Below are 19,251 nucleotides of genomic sequence, written 5' to 3'. Positions count from 1 at the left end.
TTATTCTGCCGTAATCAGTTCAAGTGGTGCTGCAATTTCATCTTCTACTGCTCCGCCTGCAAAGTACTCATATACAGTGTCTACAGCTATTCTTCCCATTTCATTTGGCTGTTGAGCAATCGTTGCATCCAAACGTCCAGCTTCGATTTCGTCTAATGCATCATCATTCCCGTCAAATCCAACAACGATCACGTCCGTCATTCCAGCAGCTTCCAGTGACTCTAAAGCACCTAAAGCCATTTCATCATTTTGAGCAAAAACGGCATCGATATCTGAATAAGATTGAAGTATGTTTTCCATTACTGTCAGTCCTTCAGAACGGTTAAAGTTAGCTGACTGGCTTTCAAGAACGTTCAAGCGTTCATCCGCAACATTTCTAAACCCTTCGCCTCGTTCGTTTGTAGCTGAAGCTCCCGGTACACCTTCCAGTTGGACAACTGAAGCATCTTCGCCTACTAAATCAATGATGAATTCTGCTGCCATTTCTCCACCTTCAACATTGTCTGATGCAATAAATGTCAGGACGTCTCCTCCTTCACTTGAACGATCCAGCGTGATGACTGGGATTCCAGCTGAGTTAGCCGCTTCAATAGCTGGCGTAATCGCATCTGAATCAACCGGGTTGATCAGTAAAATATCTACACCTTGCTGGATCAGATCATCGATCCCATTGATTTGCGTAGCAGTATCATCTTGAGCATCAACTGATCTGACAGTTGAACCACTGCCTTCTGCAGCTTCAACCACTCCTCTTTGCAAGTCTCCAAAGAATGGGTTATTGAGTGTAGAGATAGATAATCCAATTGTGATTTCTTCCGGTGTTTTTTCTTCTACTTCCCCGTTATCTGCTGCCTGGTCGCCTTCTAATGTAGCTGCACCACATGCACTCAGTACAAACATGAACAAAACTGATACTAATCCTAATACTTTTTTCATTTTATATTCCTCCATTTTTTAAATTATTTTTTCCTATCCAGTAATACCGCGATAATAATAACGACACCTCTGACCACTTGCTGGTAAAAACTTGAGATGCCTAGTAAATTTAGTCCATTGTTCAATGTGCCTATAATTAGTGCCCCAATAAGGGTTCCGACTAGACGGCCTTTTCCGCCTGCGAGACTTGTTCCACCAATAACGACTGCTGCGATTGCATCCAGTTCATACGCTGTTCCAGCAGTTGGCTGAGCTGAGTTTAAACGAGAGGTCAGAATCAGACCTGATAAAGCTGCCATCATTCCTGAAATGGCATAGACCATTGTTTTCACACGGTCTGACTTGATTCCTGCGATATACGCTGCCTGTTCATTCCCACCGATCGCAAACGTTTTACGTCCAAACGTCATTTTATGCAAAATGACGAATAAAGCTGCGAACGCGACTGTCGTAATAATGACCGGGAAAGGAATACCGAAAAGATACCCTCTTCCGAAGAACTGAAAGGCAAATCCCCCGCCAAAACCAGTGATTGGATTCCCCTGTGTGTATACCAGTGTCAGTCCTCTGTAAATCGTCATAGTAGCGAGTGTTCCGATAAACGGCGCCACATTTCCTTTAGTAATGAGCAGTCCATTGATCATACCCAGGAATGCCCCCATTAAAAGGCCTGCTGCGATTGCTATAACTGACGGTACACCAGCTGCTATGATTCCTGCTGTCAAGGCACTGGATAAGGCGAGAGTGGAGCCAACAGATAAATCGATTCCGCCTGTGATGATAACAAATGTCATCCCAAATGCTATAAGTGCATTAACAGATACTTGTCTCAATAAGTTGAGCAAATTATTGGGTTGAATAAAATTGACATTCATGACCGTTACAATCGCCATCAAAACGATAAGAGCGATCAGCGGTCCAAGTTTACGGTAAAGGTCACTTCTTCTTTCTTTCTTCTTTATGATTGCTGTATTTTTAGCTTCCATTATTTCCCTCCTGTTGCTAAAGTCATGATACGTTCTTCAGATACATCATCTCTTTGCAGTTCTCCGGAAATCGCTCCTTCGTGTACAACCAGAACTCGGTTGCTGACGCCCATTACTTCCGGCAAGTCACTTGATACCATGATGATTGCTACACCACGTTCAGCCAGTTCTTTCATTAAATTGTATATTTCTCTCTTGGCTCCAACGTCAACCCCTCTAGTCGGTTCATCCAGAATAAGAATCCGTGATCCAGCACCAATCCATTTAGCAAGCACGACTTTCTGCTGATTCCCACCGGACAATGCACTGACCGGCAAATCGATGCCTGCAGTTTTAACCGTTAACCTCTTAACCAGGAGTTCAACAAATTCTTTTTCTTCTTTAGTATCGATCCATCCATTATTGGAAAATTCTTCAAAGGCCGTGATGCTGATATTATCTTTTACAGGGAAATCAAGAATCAAGCCTTCCTCTTTCCTGTTCTCCGTCAGAAATCCAATACCTTTTTTCACTGCATCGTGCGGTGTTTTAATGGTGATCTTTTCACCATCAAGGAGTATGTCTCCTTCTTCAAATGGATCGATTCCAAAAATCCCACGCATGATTTCCGTACGACCTGCCCCCATTAATCCTGAAAACCCAAGTATTTCACCTGAGTGCAATTTGAATGAGATGTTTTCATAATGAGGCAAATGACTTAAATTGTTCACTTCCAGAACAACGTCCCCTTTTTCATTAGTCATTTCAGGATAATAGTCTTCAAGATCTCGGCCAACCATCTGACGGACGATCTCGTCGTAATCCGTGTCCTCAGTTGCTTTCGTGCTGATCGACACTCCGTCTCTCATAACAGTGACACGGTTGCTGATTTCAAAAATTTCTTCCATTCGGTGTGAAATATAAACGACTACAACATTCTTCTTCTGAAGCTGACGGATTATTTTAAATAAAAGCTGTATTTCTCTATCCGTTAATGCAGCTGTCGGTTCATCCATAATAATGACTTCAGCATCATTCAATAATGTTTTGGCAATTTCGACCAGCTGCTGCTGACCCACACTTAAGGTTCTCATCGTCCTGTCAAACGAAATATCGATGCCCAGTTCTTTGAAGACTCTTTCGCCTTCCTGCTTCATTTCTTTTGTCAGAACCCAGCCGAATTTATTTTTCTTCTCTTTACCCATAAACATATTTTCCAGTACGGTCATATCAGGCCATGTAATCATTTCCTGATGGATAAAACTCACACCATTTTCTTCTGCTTCTTTAGGGTTTTCGTATTGTTTCTGTTCCCCATTTATATAAACCAACCCATCGTCCTGTTTGTGAAGACCCGTCAGGATATTCATCAAAGTCGATTTCCCGGCACCGTTTTCACCCATAAGCGCGTGAACTTCTCCCGCTTCTAGTTTTAGATCGACACCTTTTAGAACCTGGTTAGCTCCAAAGGCTTTTGTTATCCCTTTCAATTCTACCTGCACTTTTATTACCTCCTAAAAGAGTACGCCAGCCTGTAAAATGACATTAGCGTACGGTGTCGCTTCTCCAGTACGAATAATCACTTTTGCTTTCGCTGACATCTGTTTGAACGCTTCATGACTGACGAATGAGTGTGTAATGCTGTCTGTTTCGAATGCCTCAGTCAGTGTATGAAACACGTCTGCATTCTGATCTTTTATTTCTTCAGCTACAATTGCATGCTCTACTTTCATATCTTTCAATACTTCTTCCACGACTTCTAAAAATGTAGGTGTGCCGAATTTAACGGCTAGATCGATTTTTTTGACCCCTTCAGGAACCGGAAGCCCACAGTCTGCAATGACGATTTGATCTGTATGCCCTAAGTCCGATAGAATTTTACTGATGTCACTGTTTAAAATGCCATGCTTTTTCAAAATAGTCATGCTCCTTCATTTGGTCTAGTGTCGGTGCTCCCGTTTGGGCTCCGACTTTCTGTATAGATAACCCGGCTGCAATATTTGCAAACTGGATGCTGTCTTTAATCGGTAATCCTGAAGCAAAAGCAAATGCGAATGCCCCATTGAATGTATCGCCTGCTCCGGTCGTATCGACTACATTAGCGACTGTTAAAGAGGGAATAACCTGAACTGACTTACCGTCAAAATAGGTTGATCCTTTGCTGCCTAAGGTGACGATGAGCTTGTTTGGATACTGTTTTAACACGTCTTCCATCGTTTCCCCTGGGAATAAGACTTCAAATTCTGTTTCGTTTGGCGTAAGGAATGCAACCTTTTCTATAAGGTTCTGATCCAGTCCACGTGCCGGCGCCGGGTTGAGCAATAGTGGAACGTTCAGCTCATGGCACCTTTCGATCAATTTATTTACTGTTTCCTCTGGTGTTTCGTTTTGAACCAGTACGATGTCACTTTTCTGAATAACTGTTTGCCCATTTACAAGAGCCTCCAGCTTATCGGCTGAGTACGCTCCGTTTGCTCCAGGTACATAGATAATGGAATTATCCCGATTATAAAGCGTGATAAAGGCAGACCCTGAAGAATGTGTAACCCGTTCCACATTTTCCACAAAAATATGATTCGTTCTCAGATTATTCAGCAGTTCCTCTCCAAAAGTATCCTGACCGACTGCACCCAGCATATGCGTCTCAGCTCCTAATCGTGCTGAAGCGACTGCCTGATTAGCTCCTTTTCCTCCGAAGCTTGTACTGAATGTTTTCCCTTCAACTGTTTCCCCCATTGAAGGGCGTTTGTCTGTCTCAACTACAAAATCTGTCGATATACTACCGACAACTGTAATCTTTGGCATAATAAGTCTCCTATCTTAATGAATCTCTCATCATCAGTTTTGGTTTCAATTTAACTTTTTTCTGTTCGATACTGTTTTTCTCAATCAGATCCACAAGCATTTTAGCACCCTGATACCCTACTTCATAAGCTGGCTGGGCGATTGTGGTCAATCCAGGATACATCAGGCGACTGAACAGCATGTCATCATATCCTATGATCTGAATGTCTTCCGGTATGCGGTGTCCTCTTTTAATTGTTTCTTTCATAACCGCCAGAGCATATACATCATTACTGGCAATCACACTATCAAATGGTCTGGTTGATTCAAACAACTCTACGGCTGTTTCTTCCGCCTTATCCACTTGATACGTATGGGTTTCAAATACCTGATATGACAAGCCTTCATCATTCAGTACAGATAACGCTCCAGACAGTCGGTCATTAGCACCCGCCACATTTCCAGGACCAGCCATCACCACTACTTGTTTCCCTTTTGCATCAATAATGGCTTTTGCTGCCAGTTCCCCGCCTAACTGATCATCAGTGGCAATAGAATAATTCTCCTCTTCAAGAGCTCTGTCCAGCAGAACAAAGGGCACTTGATAGGTCTGGCTTTTCTTTCCTGACGCTGCGGACAGTACGCCGCTGATATTGTATTGAGAAAAAAATTTAACGTACATCTCTTCTTTTTCTTCATCATCTTCTACATTTCCCAAAATAACCATATAGCCGTTTCGCTGTGCATAATCTTCAACGCCTTTAGCCAGGAGTGGGAAGTATGGGTTAGAGATATCAGGTAAAAGCAACCCGATCATTTTTGAAGTTTTCTGATACAGTGAGCGGGCAATTTCATTAGGATAATACCCTAATGTTTTCACAGCCTCTTCCACTTTTATTCTTGACTGTTTTCCAACATACCCACTATTGTTTAGTGTTCGAGAGACAGTTGCCACGGATACACCTGCATATTCTGCCACTTCTTTGATCGTTACCATTTTCTCACCCTCATTCTGTAACCGATTACACATTTAGTGTACCATCTGATTTTATTTTGTCAATAGTAAACGCTTTTATTTTTCAAAACCCGCTTGATACTGTCTTTCTGTCTCCTAAATCAGAGGAAAATTTACGGTTATAGCCAGTAAGATAAGCCCAGTAGTATTGCTAAAAAGACGATGACGATCGCCCATCCTAAGTATGTTTGAACGGTTTTAGACACTTTTTTATTTAGCAGGTCTTCTATAAAATACTCGTAAACATGAACTATTATGTAATACGTTCCCACTAGGCCCAATGCATATGCAACGGTATCGAATGTTATGGTCCCTGTCCTGTTCAGCTCGCTGATGAATTGAATACTAAACAGAAAATAAGGACCCGTGATATATAATACAACAGGGTAATCACTATCGCTAGTATCTGTTGTGTCTACATTGTCGAACACCACCCGACCTATTCCCCAACTGAGTAATGCAGTCCCTCCTCCTATAATGGCATTGATCCATAGTGGAGAATCGTTAAAAAACGACTAACAAGATAGTCATTACTGTCAGTCCAATCAATGTGGATAAGGTGCTTAGTTTATCTCTTGTCATGTTTAGCCTTCTTTCCTAATGATTTTTTTGAATGAGCGGATTAGATATCTACTGATTAACAACTAAAGTATATCTGAACGATTAAGCTGCCAGTATGAGCAACACAACAAAGATTAATAAGACCGTTACAAGAATGGACAGGATCTGCTTCAGTGTTTTAGTCATTGCGTTATCTCCTCTCTGTTTCTTAGTGTCTTATCTATAACACCGGTCTTTTTAATTCAAGTACAGTACCATTAAAAGGAGAACAGCTTGATGTAAGGGATAAAACCAGTAGAAAAAATACCGTGGCAAATGTGGCAGTCTGATGCCTTTTTTTATAAGAAACAGCGGGACGGCCAGAAGTGACAGAGCCTGAATACTAAAGCCGAACATCAGCTGAATCACTACTGAGCCTATGATCCCCTGCAGTCTATCTTCTCTGGTCATCCAATAAATAGCCCATCCAAACAGAAAACCATATAGACTATATTCAGCGAAGAAACTTAAAAACAGAAAAACAAAGAAGTATTTTCTATATTTTAAGGAGAGAGAAAACAATCCCAGTAGAAACAGGACATTTATCGTATTCGGTGTAATGGGCATCGATAAAGCACCTAAGAGAAAAAGACGGCTGATGTATTTTTTGTAATGACTTGTCCGTTCTGTTCCTTCAATTGTACTGTATAAGAAGCAAGGAAAAGCTATCCGGCCGATCATCCGCATCCAGATCAGTCCCGGAAACAGAAAGTACCCAACGTGATCGATCGTCATGGTCAGGATCCCAATCCATTTAATCATGTTGAGTTTATCATCAAATTGTTTAACCATTTAAGTTCTCCTTGTCTATGTTAAGGTTATTCTTCTTCATTATAGCCTTATATGTACAAAAAATCAGCGTAAAAAAGACCTTTTTCAGGATCTATTTCACGCTGTTCTTACAATTAATCTATTGTAGGGTCAGTACTCTTTCTTTGATGATATCTCTCGTTACACGGAATTTAGCTAAAATGTCTTCTTCCGTTCCCGTTGCTTTTGCAGGATCCTCTAAATCCCAGTGCTCATGCGCAACACCGGATGGAATAGTTGGACATTTATCCAGTGCATCCCCACATAAAGTGATGATCAGATCCGCTTCCTTAAAATAATCCTGATCGATCAGGTCTGAAGTCTGATTCGTGATATCGATTCCGTCTTCCTCCATTACTTTGACGGCTTTCGGATTCAGCCCATGTGTTTCGATTCCTGCGCTTCTGACTTCAAATTGACTTTGATCCAGCAGCTTTCGTCCGTATCCTTCCGCCATCTGGCTGCGGCACGAGTTGCCTGTACATAAAAAGTAACGTTTGTTCATAGAACCTACTCCTCTTCTGTCCCTTAGTACCTGACCGTTCAGATCCTTCGTCAAGTAGTGAGTTAATTTTACCACTAATAGGACCTGTATTCTAAACGTGAGCTTACCTTCAATGACCTGTTCTTCAGCTTTCTTTCACGGCGACCCACACTTCAGACTGATTGTCCTTGGATGTCATAAATTCCGGAGACGAAGTTGGTTCATATTTTGAGGAAGGGAACCACTCAGTATAGATACGAGTCCATGCATCGTTGACAGCCTCCCACTCTCCTTCGATCGTAAACACAGCCCATGTTTGGTTAGAGATGGTAATACTATCCAGCTCTTCCGGGACAGTATCGACCGGCACCCCTACATAAAAATTTTGAGAAGTCTGATTTTCTTCATTTTCATGATCGGATGAAATATACAAGGGGTTTCCATCAAAGTAACCATTGCTGATGTTCTTTAATTTCGTAAAATGTTCATCTGTCAGACTACCTAGAAATGACAGGATATCTTCTGATTCACCTTCACTATTCACAACAGCTTCTGTTTTATACCCTGCCGCAGTAAAGGTTTCTTTTTCTACTAATCTATAATTCATTGGTTTTCCTCCTTGGATAGTGAGTCTAAAAGTCAGCATAGGATAAGACTTCAAATGACTGTTCAATTCTCTGGCTGCAGTTGGCGTCACGCCATGTACCTGCTGAAAAGCTTTTGTAAAAGCATCTGGAGAAGTGTAGCCGTACTTCAATGCCAGATCAATCACTTTTACATCTGTCTGCTTCAATTCAAATGCAGCCTGTGTGAGACGTCGTTTTCTTATATAGTCCGAAAGCGGCATACCTGACAGAAACGAAAACAGTCTTTTAAAATAAGTTTCTGAGGTCAACGCAATTTTTGCCAGCTCCTTACTGTCTATTTCTTCACCTAAGTGGTCTTCGATGTACTGCATAGCCTGGTTCATATGATAGAGATTATTCAGAAGGTCCAGCTCCTTTCTCTCTTCTCTGTCTACTTTAGCACTTAAATAGTGAAGTTGTCCGATTAGATAGGATCAATAACTAACGGGTATTTTATATTTATCTAATCATAATTATTATAGTCACTCAAGGAACGTGAATCAGATTCTGCACACCACCTGGAAACCAATATCTACACATCAAAAAACGCCAGCCTGTAAAGGCCCGCGTTTTTATACTTATTTAACTGATTTGACTTCTCCACTTGAAAGTTGAAGTCGTTTTATCATCACTTATTGAGTATCGCAGCTTCGTCAGGCTGATTATTCTCTGATAACTTGTGTCCCTGTGTTATCAGCTTTCAGCAACTGCCACTTTATGTGCGGAACCGCTTTTTCCCACTCGGGTATTTTCATCTTAACTTCATCTGCAGCAAGAGAAATCATAGTTGGTCCTGCCCCGCTAAGATAAGTCCCATATACAAATTCAGAAATGAATTTTTTCATCTGTTCGTATTCAGGAACTAAAGCTCTTCTAAACGGTTGATGGAAAACGTCCATCTCCATCATTTTCCCAAGTAATGCCCAGTCCCGTTTAAATAGTGCTGCTACACTGACATTGGCAATACTACTGCCTTTGATGGTTTCAATTCTGGAATATGCTTCAGGAAGAACAGCACGAGCATCTGCCGTTTTCAACTCATAATCAGGAATCATAGTGACAAATGTTAAATCAGATGTGATGGGAACCTGAACGTACTCAAAGGAGTCGCCTGCATGTCCAATGACACATCCCCCAAAAATCGCCGGAGCTACATTGTCCGGATGCCCTTCGATTTCAGTTGCAATGACCGCCTTTTCTTGTTTAGATAACTGTAGATTCAGTAACTGATCGGCTAGTTCAATTCCTGCGACAACTGCTGTCGAACTGCTTCCCAAGCCTCGAGCAAGAGGAATCTCACTAGTCATTTCTACTCTGCACGCCGGCAACCCTGCATGACCATATTTGCGGGCTACTTGTTCTGCAATAAGATAAATAAGATTTGATTTATCCGAGGGCACTCCATTAAGCTCTGCTGAGTTAGCTACGAATTTCCATGTGACAGATGGTGTTACATCTAATATCAAGTAGAGATTTAAAGCAATACCGACCGAATCAAATCCAGCTCCAATATTTGCTGTTGTGGCTGGAATTTTTATTTTAAACCGCATCTTTTTTTCGTCCTAATATAGTTTCAATTACAAAGGCTTCGTCGTTTTCTAATACAAGGGGCTTGAAGTCGCTGCAGTCTATTGCTGTCTGAGGATCTTTCAGCCCATTTCCTGTGAGCACACATACCACCTGACTGCCCTGGCTGATTGTTCCGTTTTTCAGCGACTTGAACAAACCTGCCACAGAAGCACTTGAAGCCGGTTCTGCAAAAATGCCTTCGTTTGAAGCGAGCCAGCGATAGGCTTCAATCATTTCTTCATCTGTCACTTCGTCAATGATCCCACCTGATTCATCTCTTGCTGTTACTGCCTGTGTCCAGCTCGCGGGATTCCCTATGCGAATAGCCGTACCGATTGTTTCAGGATTTTCGAATACTCTGTTGTGAACAATGGCCGCTGCCCCACTTGCTTCAAATCCCATCATTTTCGGAAGCCCAGTCTCGTTAGCCTCGTTGTACTCCTTGAACCCTTTCCAGTATGCAGTAATGTTTCCTGCATTTCCTACAGGGATACATAAATAGTCAGGTGCTTTTCCTAACGTATCACACACTTCGAAAGCAGCAGTTTTCTGCCCTTCGATTCGATAAGGATTGATTGAGTTGACGAGTGTGATATCTTCTTGCTCAGCCAACTTTCGGACAATTTTCAAGGCATCATCAAAGTTTCCCTTTATGGAATAAATCTCTGCTCCATACATAACAGCCTGTGCCAATTTCCCTTGGGCAATCTTTCCTTCCGGGATAACAATGATCGACCGCAGTCCTGCTCGTGCTGCGTAAGCTGCGGCAGATGCAGAGGTATTCCCGGTAGATGCACAGATCACTGTGTGTGACCCCTCTTCGATTGCTTTAGCCATGGCCATTACCATGCCACGGTCTTTAAAACTTCCTGTTGGATTTGCTCCTTCAATTTTGGCGTAAGCTTCTACACCAAATTCTGCTGATAATTTTCCCAGCTTGATCAGGGGTGTCTTTCCCTCCAGCAAACTGATTCCTGGTGTCGTTTCTGATACGGGTAGAAAATCTTTGTACTCTTTTAGTAATCCCTGCCAAGACATAATTGATCCCCTTTTAGATTAGATTTTGATTAGAATGATTAGATTATAACAAATAATCGTCCAAACTAACAGGACTGTTTGAAAGCTTTTTAAGGATACACTAGTCGACTTCCATGTTAAGCAGAAAGCTCCCTTTAGACACAATGAGAGAGCTATTCTAAATAGATACAGCTAGATAATAATTCTTTGCACTCGAATTTCTCTTTTTTTATAATCTGACAAGAAATAAAGGGGATCCCCCTCAAACTGATCAATCCTTATGGTGATTAACCTGTCATAATGGTCTTCCGTCAAAAGAAGTCATGCAACTCTGGAACACCTTCAGGAAGTATTGTCTGAAAGGCATGAGCGGTTTCTTTAGAAGTAGAAAGTGAGCCTTCAAACTGCAGTGCGCCAGCTTTTTTAAACTGCATAAACAGTTGTGTCCATGTCTGGATGTTAGCTTTCAGTTTGTGTGCATTATCATCTGGCTGGTCTACAATCGAAAGCGTTACTTCCTGCCCTTTGATAGAAAGTCTGTACAGTTTCTCATTCCATTTAGCTGTGTCATCTGTGACTTCCAGCAGGAATTCCTGATTTTCATTGCGTTTAAACGGATACTGTCTCAAAAAGTTTTCCATATCCACTATGCGGGCCATCATGGAAGACGCCATTTTCTGGTCAAGATCTGCTTCTTTAAATAGATGTGTAAGGTGCTGATCAGCTCGGCCAGTGTAGATGAATTTATCGAACCCGGCGGCATGCGTCCCGATAAATTCCCACAGTGCCTTTTCAGCCGTTCCTGTCAGAGCAGTCAGTTCATCAATCTGGAATGTATTCTGGTTTTCTCCTGAAAATTCATACAACAAATATCCTTGAGGAGCTTCATTATCATCCTGGAAAAGAGCGAGTTTCTTTTTACCCGATGACATGTTCCGTTTCTCCCATTCCCACTCCTTCCTTTTGACCGGACCAATGGCTTCTTCCATTTTTTTATGATAAATTGCTTTTATCGCTTCTTTCTGGTCCTCCCACAGCACTCTGTCGACACGAGTTTCGGGGGCTTCGAACGAGCCGAAATCACCTGGTTTGATATCGAATTGGCGTTTTTCAAATGAAACTTCATACCCGAATTTGCGGTAGAAGTGGTAGGAGAATGGAGCCAGGTAAGAAACCACAATTCCCTGTTCCTTCATTTCTGTCAGTGCCGTTTCCATCAATCGACGGATTGACCCTTTCCCCCTAGCTTCAGGGTAACTGGTTACGTTTCCTATTCCACCCATTTTCAGGATAGTGCCCTGATAGTACACCTCAAGCGGTAAGACGATCAGAGAACTAGTCAGCTGATCTCCAGAAAAAGCACCAAAAGAGAGTCCGTATTCGAACTCATTCCGCATCCGTTCCTTTACATCATCTGTATCCTTAAAATGGAAAGCATACACATTAAGCTGATACAGGTCTTCAAATTGCTCTTGTGTCAATTTTTTGATGATGGTCATATTATGTCTCTCCTCCGTTTTATTTTATGCCTTCATTATAACTCTTTTGACTGCAGTATTTTAGAGCAGGATAACAAATAAAGGGTTCCATCCTGTAAATGCCGGACGGAACCCTTCTATTTATGCTGATCTATTATTAACTGTTACTCAAGTCTTCTCCATTTGTAGCGATGACTTGTTTGTACCAGTCGAATGATTTCTTCGGTGTACGTTTTAGTGTCCCGTTTCCTTCATTGTCACGGTCGACGTAGATGAAGCCGTAACGTTTTTTCATTTCGCCTGTTCCAGCACTGACTAGATCAATACAGCCCCAAGATGTGTATCCCATTAAATCGATGCCGTCCAGTTCAACAGCGTCCTTCATTGCTTTAATGTGCTGAGCCAGATAGTCGATACGATAATCGTCTACTACATAGCCATTTTCATCAGGCTCATCGATCGCACCTAATCCATTTTCTACTATAAATAGTGGTTTCTGGTAACGGTCATAAATTTCATTCATAGTGATGCGCAATCCTAGTGGATCAATCTGCCATCCCCATTCACTTGCTTCCAGGTATGGATTTTTAACAGATGCAAAGATATTTCCAGCTGTTTTCTCATTCACTTTAGGATCTCCAGATGCTACACGAGAAGAATAGTAAGAGAATGAAATAAAGTCGACAGTATGTGCTTTAAGCAGTTCTTTGTCTCCTTCTTCCATTTCAAGTTCAATACCTTCACGTTCTAGTTCTTTTAATGCATAAGCAGGATACTCTCCGCGTGACTGAACGTCAATGAAGAAATAATTTTCGTGATCGGCTTCTTGTGCTGCAAACACATCTCTTGGATGAGGCGTATTCGGGTAATATTTACCGGCAGCCAGCATACATCCGACTTGGTTTTTTGGATCGACTTCATGTGCGATTTTAGTGGCTAATGCACTCGCCAGTAATTCGTGATGAGCAGCCTGAAATTTAACTTGTTTCTGATTTTCACCTTCTTCAAAAGCAAGTCCTGCTCCCATGAATGGGGCATGCAGAATCATGTTGATTTCGTTGAACGTCAACCAGTATTTCACAAGTCCTTTATAACGATTGAAGATTGCTACACACAGATTTTCATAAAATTCGACCATCTTACGGTTACGCCATCCACCGTACTCTTCTATCAAATGCATCGGGCAGTCAAAGTGAGTGATGGTGACTAATGGTTCGATGCCATGTTTGTGACATTCTTTAAATAAATCTTCATAAAATTTCAAGCCTTCTTCATTCGGCTCTTTTTCATCCCCTTTAGGGAAAATACGTGTCCATGCAATGGACAGACGGTAGGTTTTGAATCCCATTTCTCCGAACAGTGCAATGTCTTCTTTATAGCGGTTATAGTGATCGATTGCTACTTTTGCAGGATAAAAATGCTCATCATCAAAGTCAAAGTGTTTCTGCTGTCCAGTAATGATTGCTCCGCGGTCTTCACCAATCGGCACGACGTCTACGTTAGCTAATCCCCGTCCACCTGAAGCATATCCACCCTCGAGCTGGTTGGCCGCAGTTGCGCCGCCCCATAAAAAGTCTTTTCTAAATCCCATATTTTTTCCTCCTGGCACTCTTTTTAATCAGTTACCTGTTAAGTGTATAGAGTGTAATCCATTACATACAAGCGAATCTTTACAATTATGTGAGCATTTCTCATTAATATGGATAGAATGCTGTCAATATGGTACAGTATCAAGGATATAGGTCAGAAAGAAAAGAGGAACACACATGACACATTACGATGTATTAGTCGTAGGTGGCGGAACCAGCGGCATGATGGCTGCTATTTCAGCTGCAGAGCACGGAGCCACAGTCGGCTTAGTTGAAAAAAATAAATTTGTCGGGCGAAAATTGCTAGTAACAGGTAACGGACGCTGTAACGTGACTAATAACCGGGACAAAGAAGAAATCATCACTCACATTCCAGGTAACGGACGTTTTTTATACAGTGCATTTTACCAATATGACAATTATGATATTATGAAATTTTTCCAATCTAAAGGCATTCAATTAAAAGAAGAAGATCATGGACGGATGTTTCCGATCACGGATAAATCGCGTACGATCGTCAATGCGTTGACTCAAATCATGGAAGATACAAAAGTAGATGTTCACGTAAACGCTCCAGTCGAAACTGTTTTGTATAAAGACGGGCGAGTAGAAGGTGTTGAACTGCAGGATGGCCGTATTTTAAATGCCACTTCAGTTATTTTATCTACAGGTGGACGTGCCATGCCGAAAACGGGGTCAACTGGTGATGGGTATAAATGGGCCAAAAAAGCTGGTCATACAATAAAAGATCTGTATCCCACTGAAGTCCCTATCACCTCTGAAGAGCCGTTTATTCAAGACCGTACCCTTCAAGGCATTTCTTTAAGAGATGTCGATTTGAAGGTCTTAAATAAAAAAGGCAAAACAGTCATCAATCACCGGATGGATATGATTTTTACCCATTTAGGTATTTCCGGGCCAGCTGTGCTGCGCTGTTCGATGTTCGTGCTTCAGACAATGAAACGAGATAAAACAGACTATGCTCAAATGAGTCTGGACAGTGCTCCCGATGAAACAGTCGGTTCACTGAAACAGTCCCTTGAACGTTTAATGAAAAAAGATGGCGAGAAGAGCATTAAAAATACGCTCAAGCAGTTCGGACCTGAGCGTTATATCCTTTTTGGCCTGGAACAATCAGAAATTGACAGTGAGCGCGCGTTCAAAACTGTGACACCTAAAGAACTGGAAGCAGTCATTACTTTCCTTAAAGATTTCCGCTTTAAAGTGCACGGGTCACTGCCGATTGAAAAAGCGTTTGTGACGGGTGGAGGGGTTCATACCAAAGAGGTGAATCCTAAAACGCTCGAAAGCAAACTCATGCAGAACTTGTACTTTACCGGAGAGATTCTGGACTATAATGGGTATACAGGTGGCTATAACATTACAGGCGCCTTTATCACCGGACGTGTAGCCGGCATGCATGCAGCACAAACGTCTTTAGGCGTATGAAAGAGAATCGATTAGACGATTCTCTCCTTATAGGGAGTACTCACGCATTTATCGCTGATGAGTCCTCCCTTTTTTTGTATCCTGAGGACTAAAGCATAGCTAGTATAGTGGGGACTGTTCACACAGTCCCTATTTGTAGTGCTCTTCTGACTTTTTTCAGACGAGTTGACCTAATTCTGGCTCATTTGTAGCTCTCGACCACTCATGTGCCGGTGACTCCTACATATACTCACTCTATTTGTAGCACTCGTCCTCATTTTGACAGGCGAGATAGACCTATCTCGCTTCATTTGTAGCACTCGACCAGCCATGTGCCGGCGAGTCCTACATATACTCACTCTATTTGTAGCTCTCGCCTTCATTTCGACAGACGAGATAGCCCTATCTCGCTTCATTTGTAGCACTCGACCAGCCATGTGCCAGCGACTCCTACATATACTCACTCTATTTGTAGCTCTCGCCTTCATTTTGACAGGCGAGATAGACCTATCTCGCTTCATTTGTAGTTCTCGACCAGCCATGTGCCGGCGAGTCCTACATATACTCACTCTATTTGTAGCTCTCGCCTTCATTTCGATTGGCGAGATACCCCTATCTCGCTTCATTTGTAGCTCTCGACCATCCATGTGCCGGCGAGTCCTACATATACTCACTCTATTTGTAGCTCTCGCCTTCATTTTGACAGACGAGATAGCCCTATCTCGCTTCATTTGTAGCACTCGACCAGCCATGTGCCAGCGACTCCTACATATACTCACTCTATTTGTAGCTCTCGCCTTCATTTTGACAGGCGAGATAGACCTATCTCGCTTCATTTGTAGTTCTCGACCAGTCATGTGCTGGCGAGTCCTACATATCCCCGCTCTATTTGTAGCTCTCGACCATCCACTAGTTAGTGAGCTGGGCTAATACTACTTCTATAGTTTATGTGCACGCGACCGGCTCAATTCAAAGGTTTTTATATCAGCAAAACAGTTATTAAACAGAGAAAAATCCTGGTATCAGATTTCTGATACCAGGATTTTCATACTATTATCTACATACTGTTACTTAGACAATTGTCCAGTCAGTTCAATGATGCGGTCGACGGATTCGTCCAGATAGTTGATGGTGTCTTTAAGCGGTTTGTCTGTTGTAATATCGACTCCTGCTACTTTCGGTGCTTCGGCAGGCACTTTTTGTCCGCCTAATGCCAGAAATTCTAACCAGCCGTCCACTTTTTCTTCGCCACTCTTGATTTTGAGGAACGCTTGAGTCGCAATCGTTAAACCAGCTGAGTATGTGTAAGGGTAAAGGCCCATGTAGTAGTGAATCTGACGCATCCAAGTGAGTTCAGCCCCTGGTTCCAGTTCAACTGAATCACCCCAGAATTGTTCTAGAATGTCACGTTTCAACTCACTTAACTTGTTCGCATCGAAACTCTTTCCTGCATCAATCAGTCGGTAGACTTCCCGCTGATAAGCTGCTTCAAGTAGATGCGTTACGAAGTTATGGAAGTACGTGCGCGAAATCATTTTAGATAAGATCGAGCGCTCCATACGAGGATCATCGGTTTTATTTTTCAGATAGTCCGTCAGCAACAACTCGTTGAATGTAGACGGACCTTCGATCAAGTAAAGGGATGGACGCGCGCTACTTAGCGGATTATTCTCGTTAGACAATACGCCTTGTCCGGCATGTCCCAGTTCATGGAATAATGTATAGGCATCCGTTAACTGATTAGTCCACGTCACCATGACAAAAGGATGCTTGCCATAAGTCGTTGAACAGAACGCTCCTGAACGTTTTCCAATATTCTGTGCAAAGTCGACCCAGCGTTCTGGATAAGACTGTAAAATCATGTCGACATATTTTTGACCAAGAGGAGCCAGAGCTTCCTTAACCAGATCTTTAGACTCTTCGATCGATACAGGTAATGTGTATTCAGGATCCAGGTCCACTTTCAAGTCGGCATAGGTCATTTTTTCCAACCCGTGAACGTCTTTCAGGTGAGTGATGAACTTGCGCATGACAGGAGCAAAGTCAGTCATGATCGTATCGATTTGACGGTGATACAGATCCTGATCGACTTCCTGGCTTTCCAGCAGGTAATCGAAAATCGAATCATATCCGCGCATCACTGAAAGTGTTTTTTCTTTCTGCAGGTGAGTGTAGTATGCTGTTGCGACAACGTTTTTATAGCGTCCCAGTACCTCATTGAACTTGTCATAAGCTGCGCGACGCACTTTTGGATCCTCGTGATACATATAGACTTCTTCATATAAAACAAAGCTTAAAGGATACTCTACTCCATCCACTTCAAACGTACCGTAATCTGCATCATTTGAGCGGGCCTGCTCGAATATTTCAGATGGTGCATTAAACACGGGTGACAGTTGAGCTAATGCTTCTTCTACTTTAGGATCTAGCTTCGCACGCTTGGATTTTTTTATTTTACGGATAAAGGTGTTAAATGTCGGTTCTTTTTCAACCACTTCGTCTAAAGTCGTTTCATATAACTCTTCAAGTTGAGACTGAAAGAAACTCAATTTTGCACTGACATTAGCCAGTACATTTGATACGTGACGAGTTACCTGCTGTGCTTCACTGTCTGAAATATCGACCGAAACGGGTAAATGACCGTATTGGCCCAGGTGAGAGGCTGTCGCAAGCAATCCTTCATATTCTTTGACTGCTTCAACTACTGTATCTGCATCTTCTAGCTTTCCGTTGTATTTAGATGCAAAATCTGACACATCTTCCGGCAGCTGTTTTGCCGTTTGTTCAAATTCATTGTGTGTGCTGAAAATGGCTGATAAATCCCATTTCAGGTCTTCCGATACTTCTGATCTTTTTTTCAATTGTTCTGACATTCTATTCTCCCCTTTAGTTGTAGTTCAAGTGAATCAATTGAAACATGACACTTTGTCATGTTTTGTTCAAAAAATGAATACTTGGTTAAAGTATCCTCCGTCTTTCTATTCACTTTCTTATTTGTATTATAGCACTTTTTAATAAATATAAAAGATTAAATACCCATTTCAAGCATTTTTTCACCAAAAAAAGGCCTTACCTTCCACTATAACCTATGGAAGAGGCCCCCTTTATATGAACGATTCATTTTAAAAAAAATCGTCTGCTGAATCAACTTACAGAATTTGACTTAAGAACAGTTTAGTCCGTTCGTGTTTGGGATTATCGAAAAATTCTTCCGGTCCAGCCATCTCAATGACTTCGCCTTTATCAAATAAGACCAGACGATCTGCGACTTGACGGGCAAATCCCATTTCATGGGTAACGACAATCATCGTCATCCCCGATTCGGCCAGATTACGCATAACATCCAGAACTTCATTAACCATTTCCGGATCTAAAGCGGATGTCGGTTCATCAAACAGCATGATCTTAGGCTGCATAGCCAATGCTCTTGCTATAGCTACCCTTTGCTGCTGCCCGCCTGACAATTGCCCCGGAAATTTATTCGCCTGCTCAGGAATACCGACACGTTCCAGTAAGCCAAGGGCGATTTCTTCTGCTTTTGCTTTCTTCCACTTTCTGACCCATATAGGAGCCAGATAGACATTTTTCAGGATAGTCATATGGGGGAATAGATTAAACTGCTGGAACACCATTCCCGTTTCTTTACGAATCTCTTCAACGTTTTTCAAATCATCTGTCAATTCGATTCCGTCGATTTCAATCGTTCCACTTTGAAGCTCTTCAAGAGCATTCAGCGTTCTAATAAAGGTTGATTTGCCCGATCCAGAAGGCCCAAGTACAACAATCACTTCGCCTTGTTTAACCGTCAAATCAACATCTTTTATGACATGTAGATCACCGAACCACTTATTCAATTTCTCAACTTTAATAATATCAATCTGGTCTTCCAAGTGTTTCTCTTTCTTTTCAGTCTGAATTGTTTTTTCCATGTTAATCCCTCTTTTCCGTTT

General features: G+C 42.0%; 17 protein-coding genes. 1 reads left to right on the top strand and 16 read right to left on the bottom strand.

Annotated features, from left to right (window positions below; all coding sequences use genetic code 11):
• The 14 genes from CLV38_RS06570 to CLV38_RS06505 all read right to left on the bottom strand — a co-directional run bounded on the left by CLV38_RS06570 (position 1) and on the right by CLV38_RS06505 (position 13,875).
• Positions 1-936 carry a D-ribose ABC transporter substrate-binding protein gene (locus CLV38_RS06570; RefSeq protein ID WP_106193081.1) on the bottom strand — a complete coding sequence of 312 codons (936 nt, stop codon included), beginning with the start codon at positions 934-936 and terminating at the stop codon, positions 1-3.
• A gap of 23 nt (positions 937-959) precedes the next feature.
• Complete coding sequence (locus CLV38_RS06565; protein ID WP_106193079.1) at positions 960-1,922, bottom strand: ABC transporter permease subunit; 963 nt, start codon at positions 1,920-1,922, stop codon at positions 960-962.
• The gene (locus CLV38_RS06560) at positions 1,922-3,403 is read right to left on the bottom strand and encodes a sugar ABC transporter ATP-binding protein (RefSeq protein ID WP_106193076.1); all 1,482 of its coding nucleotides are present in this window, start codon (positions 3,401-3,403) and stop codon (positions 1,922-1,924) included. Before CLV38_RS06560 ends, CLV38_RS06565 begins: the two co-directional genes overlap by 1 nt.
• 12 nt (positions 3,404-3,415) lie before the next feature.
• Entirely contained in the window at positions 3,416-3,817 is a 402-nt protein-coding gene (gene rbsD, locus CLV38_RS06555) for a D-ribose pyranase (RefSeq protein WP_106193074.1), read from the bottom strand.
• Positions 3,789-4,706, bottom strand: coding sequence for a ribokinase (gene rbsK, locus CLV38_RS06550; RefSeq protein ID WP_106193071.1), 918 nt, complete (start codon positions 4,704-4,706; stop codon positions 3,789-3,791). Before rbsK ends, rbsD begins: the two co-directional genes overlap by 29 nt.
• Positions 4,707-4,716: 10 nt before the next feature.
• Positions 4,717-5,682, bottom strand: a complete 966-nt coding sequence (locus CLV38_RS06545) for a LacI family DNA-binding transcriptional regulator (protein WP_106193068.1) — start codon at positions 5,680-5,682, stop codon at positions 4,717-4,719.
• 137 nt (positions 5,683-5,819) lie between these two features.
• On the bottom strand, positions 5,820-6,134 hold the full coding sequence (locus CLV38_RS06540; protein ID WP_146128996.1) for a hypothetical protein: 315 nt from the start codon (positions 6,132-6,134) through the stop codon (positions 5,820-5,822).
• A gap of 364 nt (positions 6,135-6,498) precedes the next feature.
• Positions 6,499-7,092 (bottom strand): TraX family protein, encoded by a 594-nt coding sequence (locus tag CLV38_RS06535; protein ID WP_106193064.1) that lies wholly within the window; start codon positions 7,090-7,092, stop codon positions 6,499-6,501.
• Positions 7,093-7,210: 118 nt separating this feature from the next.
• Positions 7,211-7,615 (bottom strand): arsenate reductase (thioredoxin), encoded by a 405-nt coding sequence (gene arsC / locus CLV38_RS06530; RefSeq protein ID WP_106193062.1) that lies wholly within the window; start codon positions 7,613-7,615, stop codon positions 7,211-7,213.
• A gap of 124 nt (positions 7,616-7,739) precedes the next feature.
• Positions 7,740-8,552, bottom strand: a complete 813-nt coding sequence (locus CLV38_RS06525; protein ID WP_170068836.1) for an AraC family transcriptional regulator — start codon at positions 8,550-8,552, stop codon at positions 7,740-7,742.
• A gap of 330 nt (positions 8,553-8,882) precedes the next feature.
• Positions 8,883-9,770 carry a homoserine kinase gene (thrB, locus tag CLV38_RS06520; protein ID WP_106193057.1) on the bottom strand — a complete coding sequence of 296 codons (888 nt, stop codon included), beginning with the start codon at positions 9,768-9,770 and terminating at the stop codon, positions 8,883-8,885.
• Complete coding sequence (thrC, locus tag CLV38_RS06515) at positions 9,760-10,827, bottom strand: threonine synthase (RefSeq protein ID WP_106193055.1); 1,068 nt, start codon at positions 10,825-10,827, stop codon at positions 9,760-9,762. The genes thrB and thrC overlap by 11 nt, the downstream gene beginning before the upstream one ends.
• A gap of 290 nt (positions 10,828-11,117) precedes the next feature.
• Positions 11,118-12,305, bottom strand: a complete 1,188-nt coding sequence (locus CLV38_RS06510; RefSeq protein WP_106193052.1) for a GNAT family N-acetyltransferase — start codon at positions 12,303-12,305, stop codon at positions 11,118-11,120.
• Positions 12,306-12,441: 136 nt separating this feature from the next.
• A complete protein-coding gene (locus CLV38_RS06505; RefSeq protein ID WP_106193050.1) occupies positions 12,442-13,875 on the bottom strand; it encodes a 6-phospho-beta-glucosidase in 1,434 nt (477 codons plus the stop codon).
• A 175-nt stretch (positions 13,876-14,050) separates the two neighbouring features.
• Between CLV38_RS06505 and CLV38_RS06500 the strand changes: the two genes are divergently transcribed.
• Positions 14,051-15,322 carry a BaiN/RdsA family NAD(P)/FAD-dependent oxidoreductase gene (locus CLV38_RS06500; protein ID WP_106193048.1) on the top strand — a complete coding sequence of 424 codons (1,272 nt, stop codon included), beginning with the start codon at positions 14,051-14,053 and terminating at the stop codon, positions 15,320-15,322.
• Positions 15,323-16,368: 1,046 nt separating this feature from the next.
• On the opposite strand, the gene pepF is transcribed toward CLV38_RS06500, so the two are convergent.
• Positions 16,369-18,174 (bottom strand): oligoendopeptidase F, encoded by a 1,806-nt coding sequence (pepF, locus tag CLV38_RS06490; RefSeq protein ID WP_106193043.1) that lies wholly within the window; start codon positions 18,172-18,174, stop codon positions 16,369-16,371.
• 276 nt (positions 18,175-18,450) lie between these two features.
• On the bottom strand, positions 18,451-19,230 hold the full coding sequence (locus tag CLV38_RS06485; protein ID WP_106193041.1) for an amino acid ABC transporter ATP-binding protein: 780 nt from the start codon (positions 19,228-19,230) through the stop codon (positions 18,451-18,453).
• Positions 19,231-19,251: the final 21 nt, after the last annotated feature.

This window comes from Alkalibacterium olivapovliticus, from assembly GCF_003003275.1.
In the GTDB taxonomy this organism is placed as follows: Bacteria; Bacillota; Bacilli; order Lactobacillales; family Carnobacteriaceae_A; genus Alkalibacterium; species Alkalibacterium olivapovliticum.
This window is presented reverse-complemented; position numbering and strand designations above follow the sequence as displayed.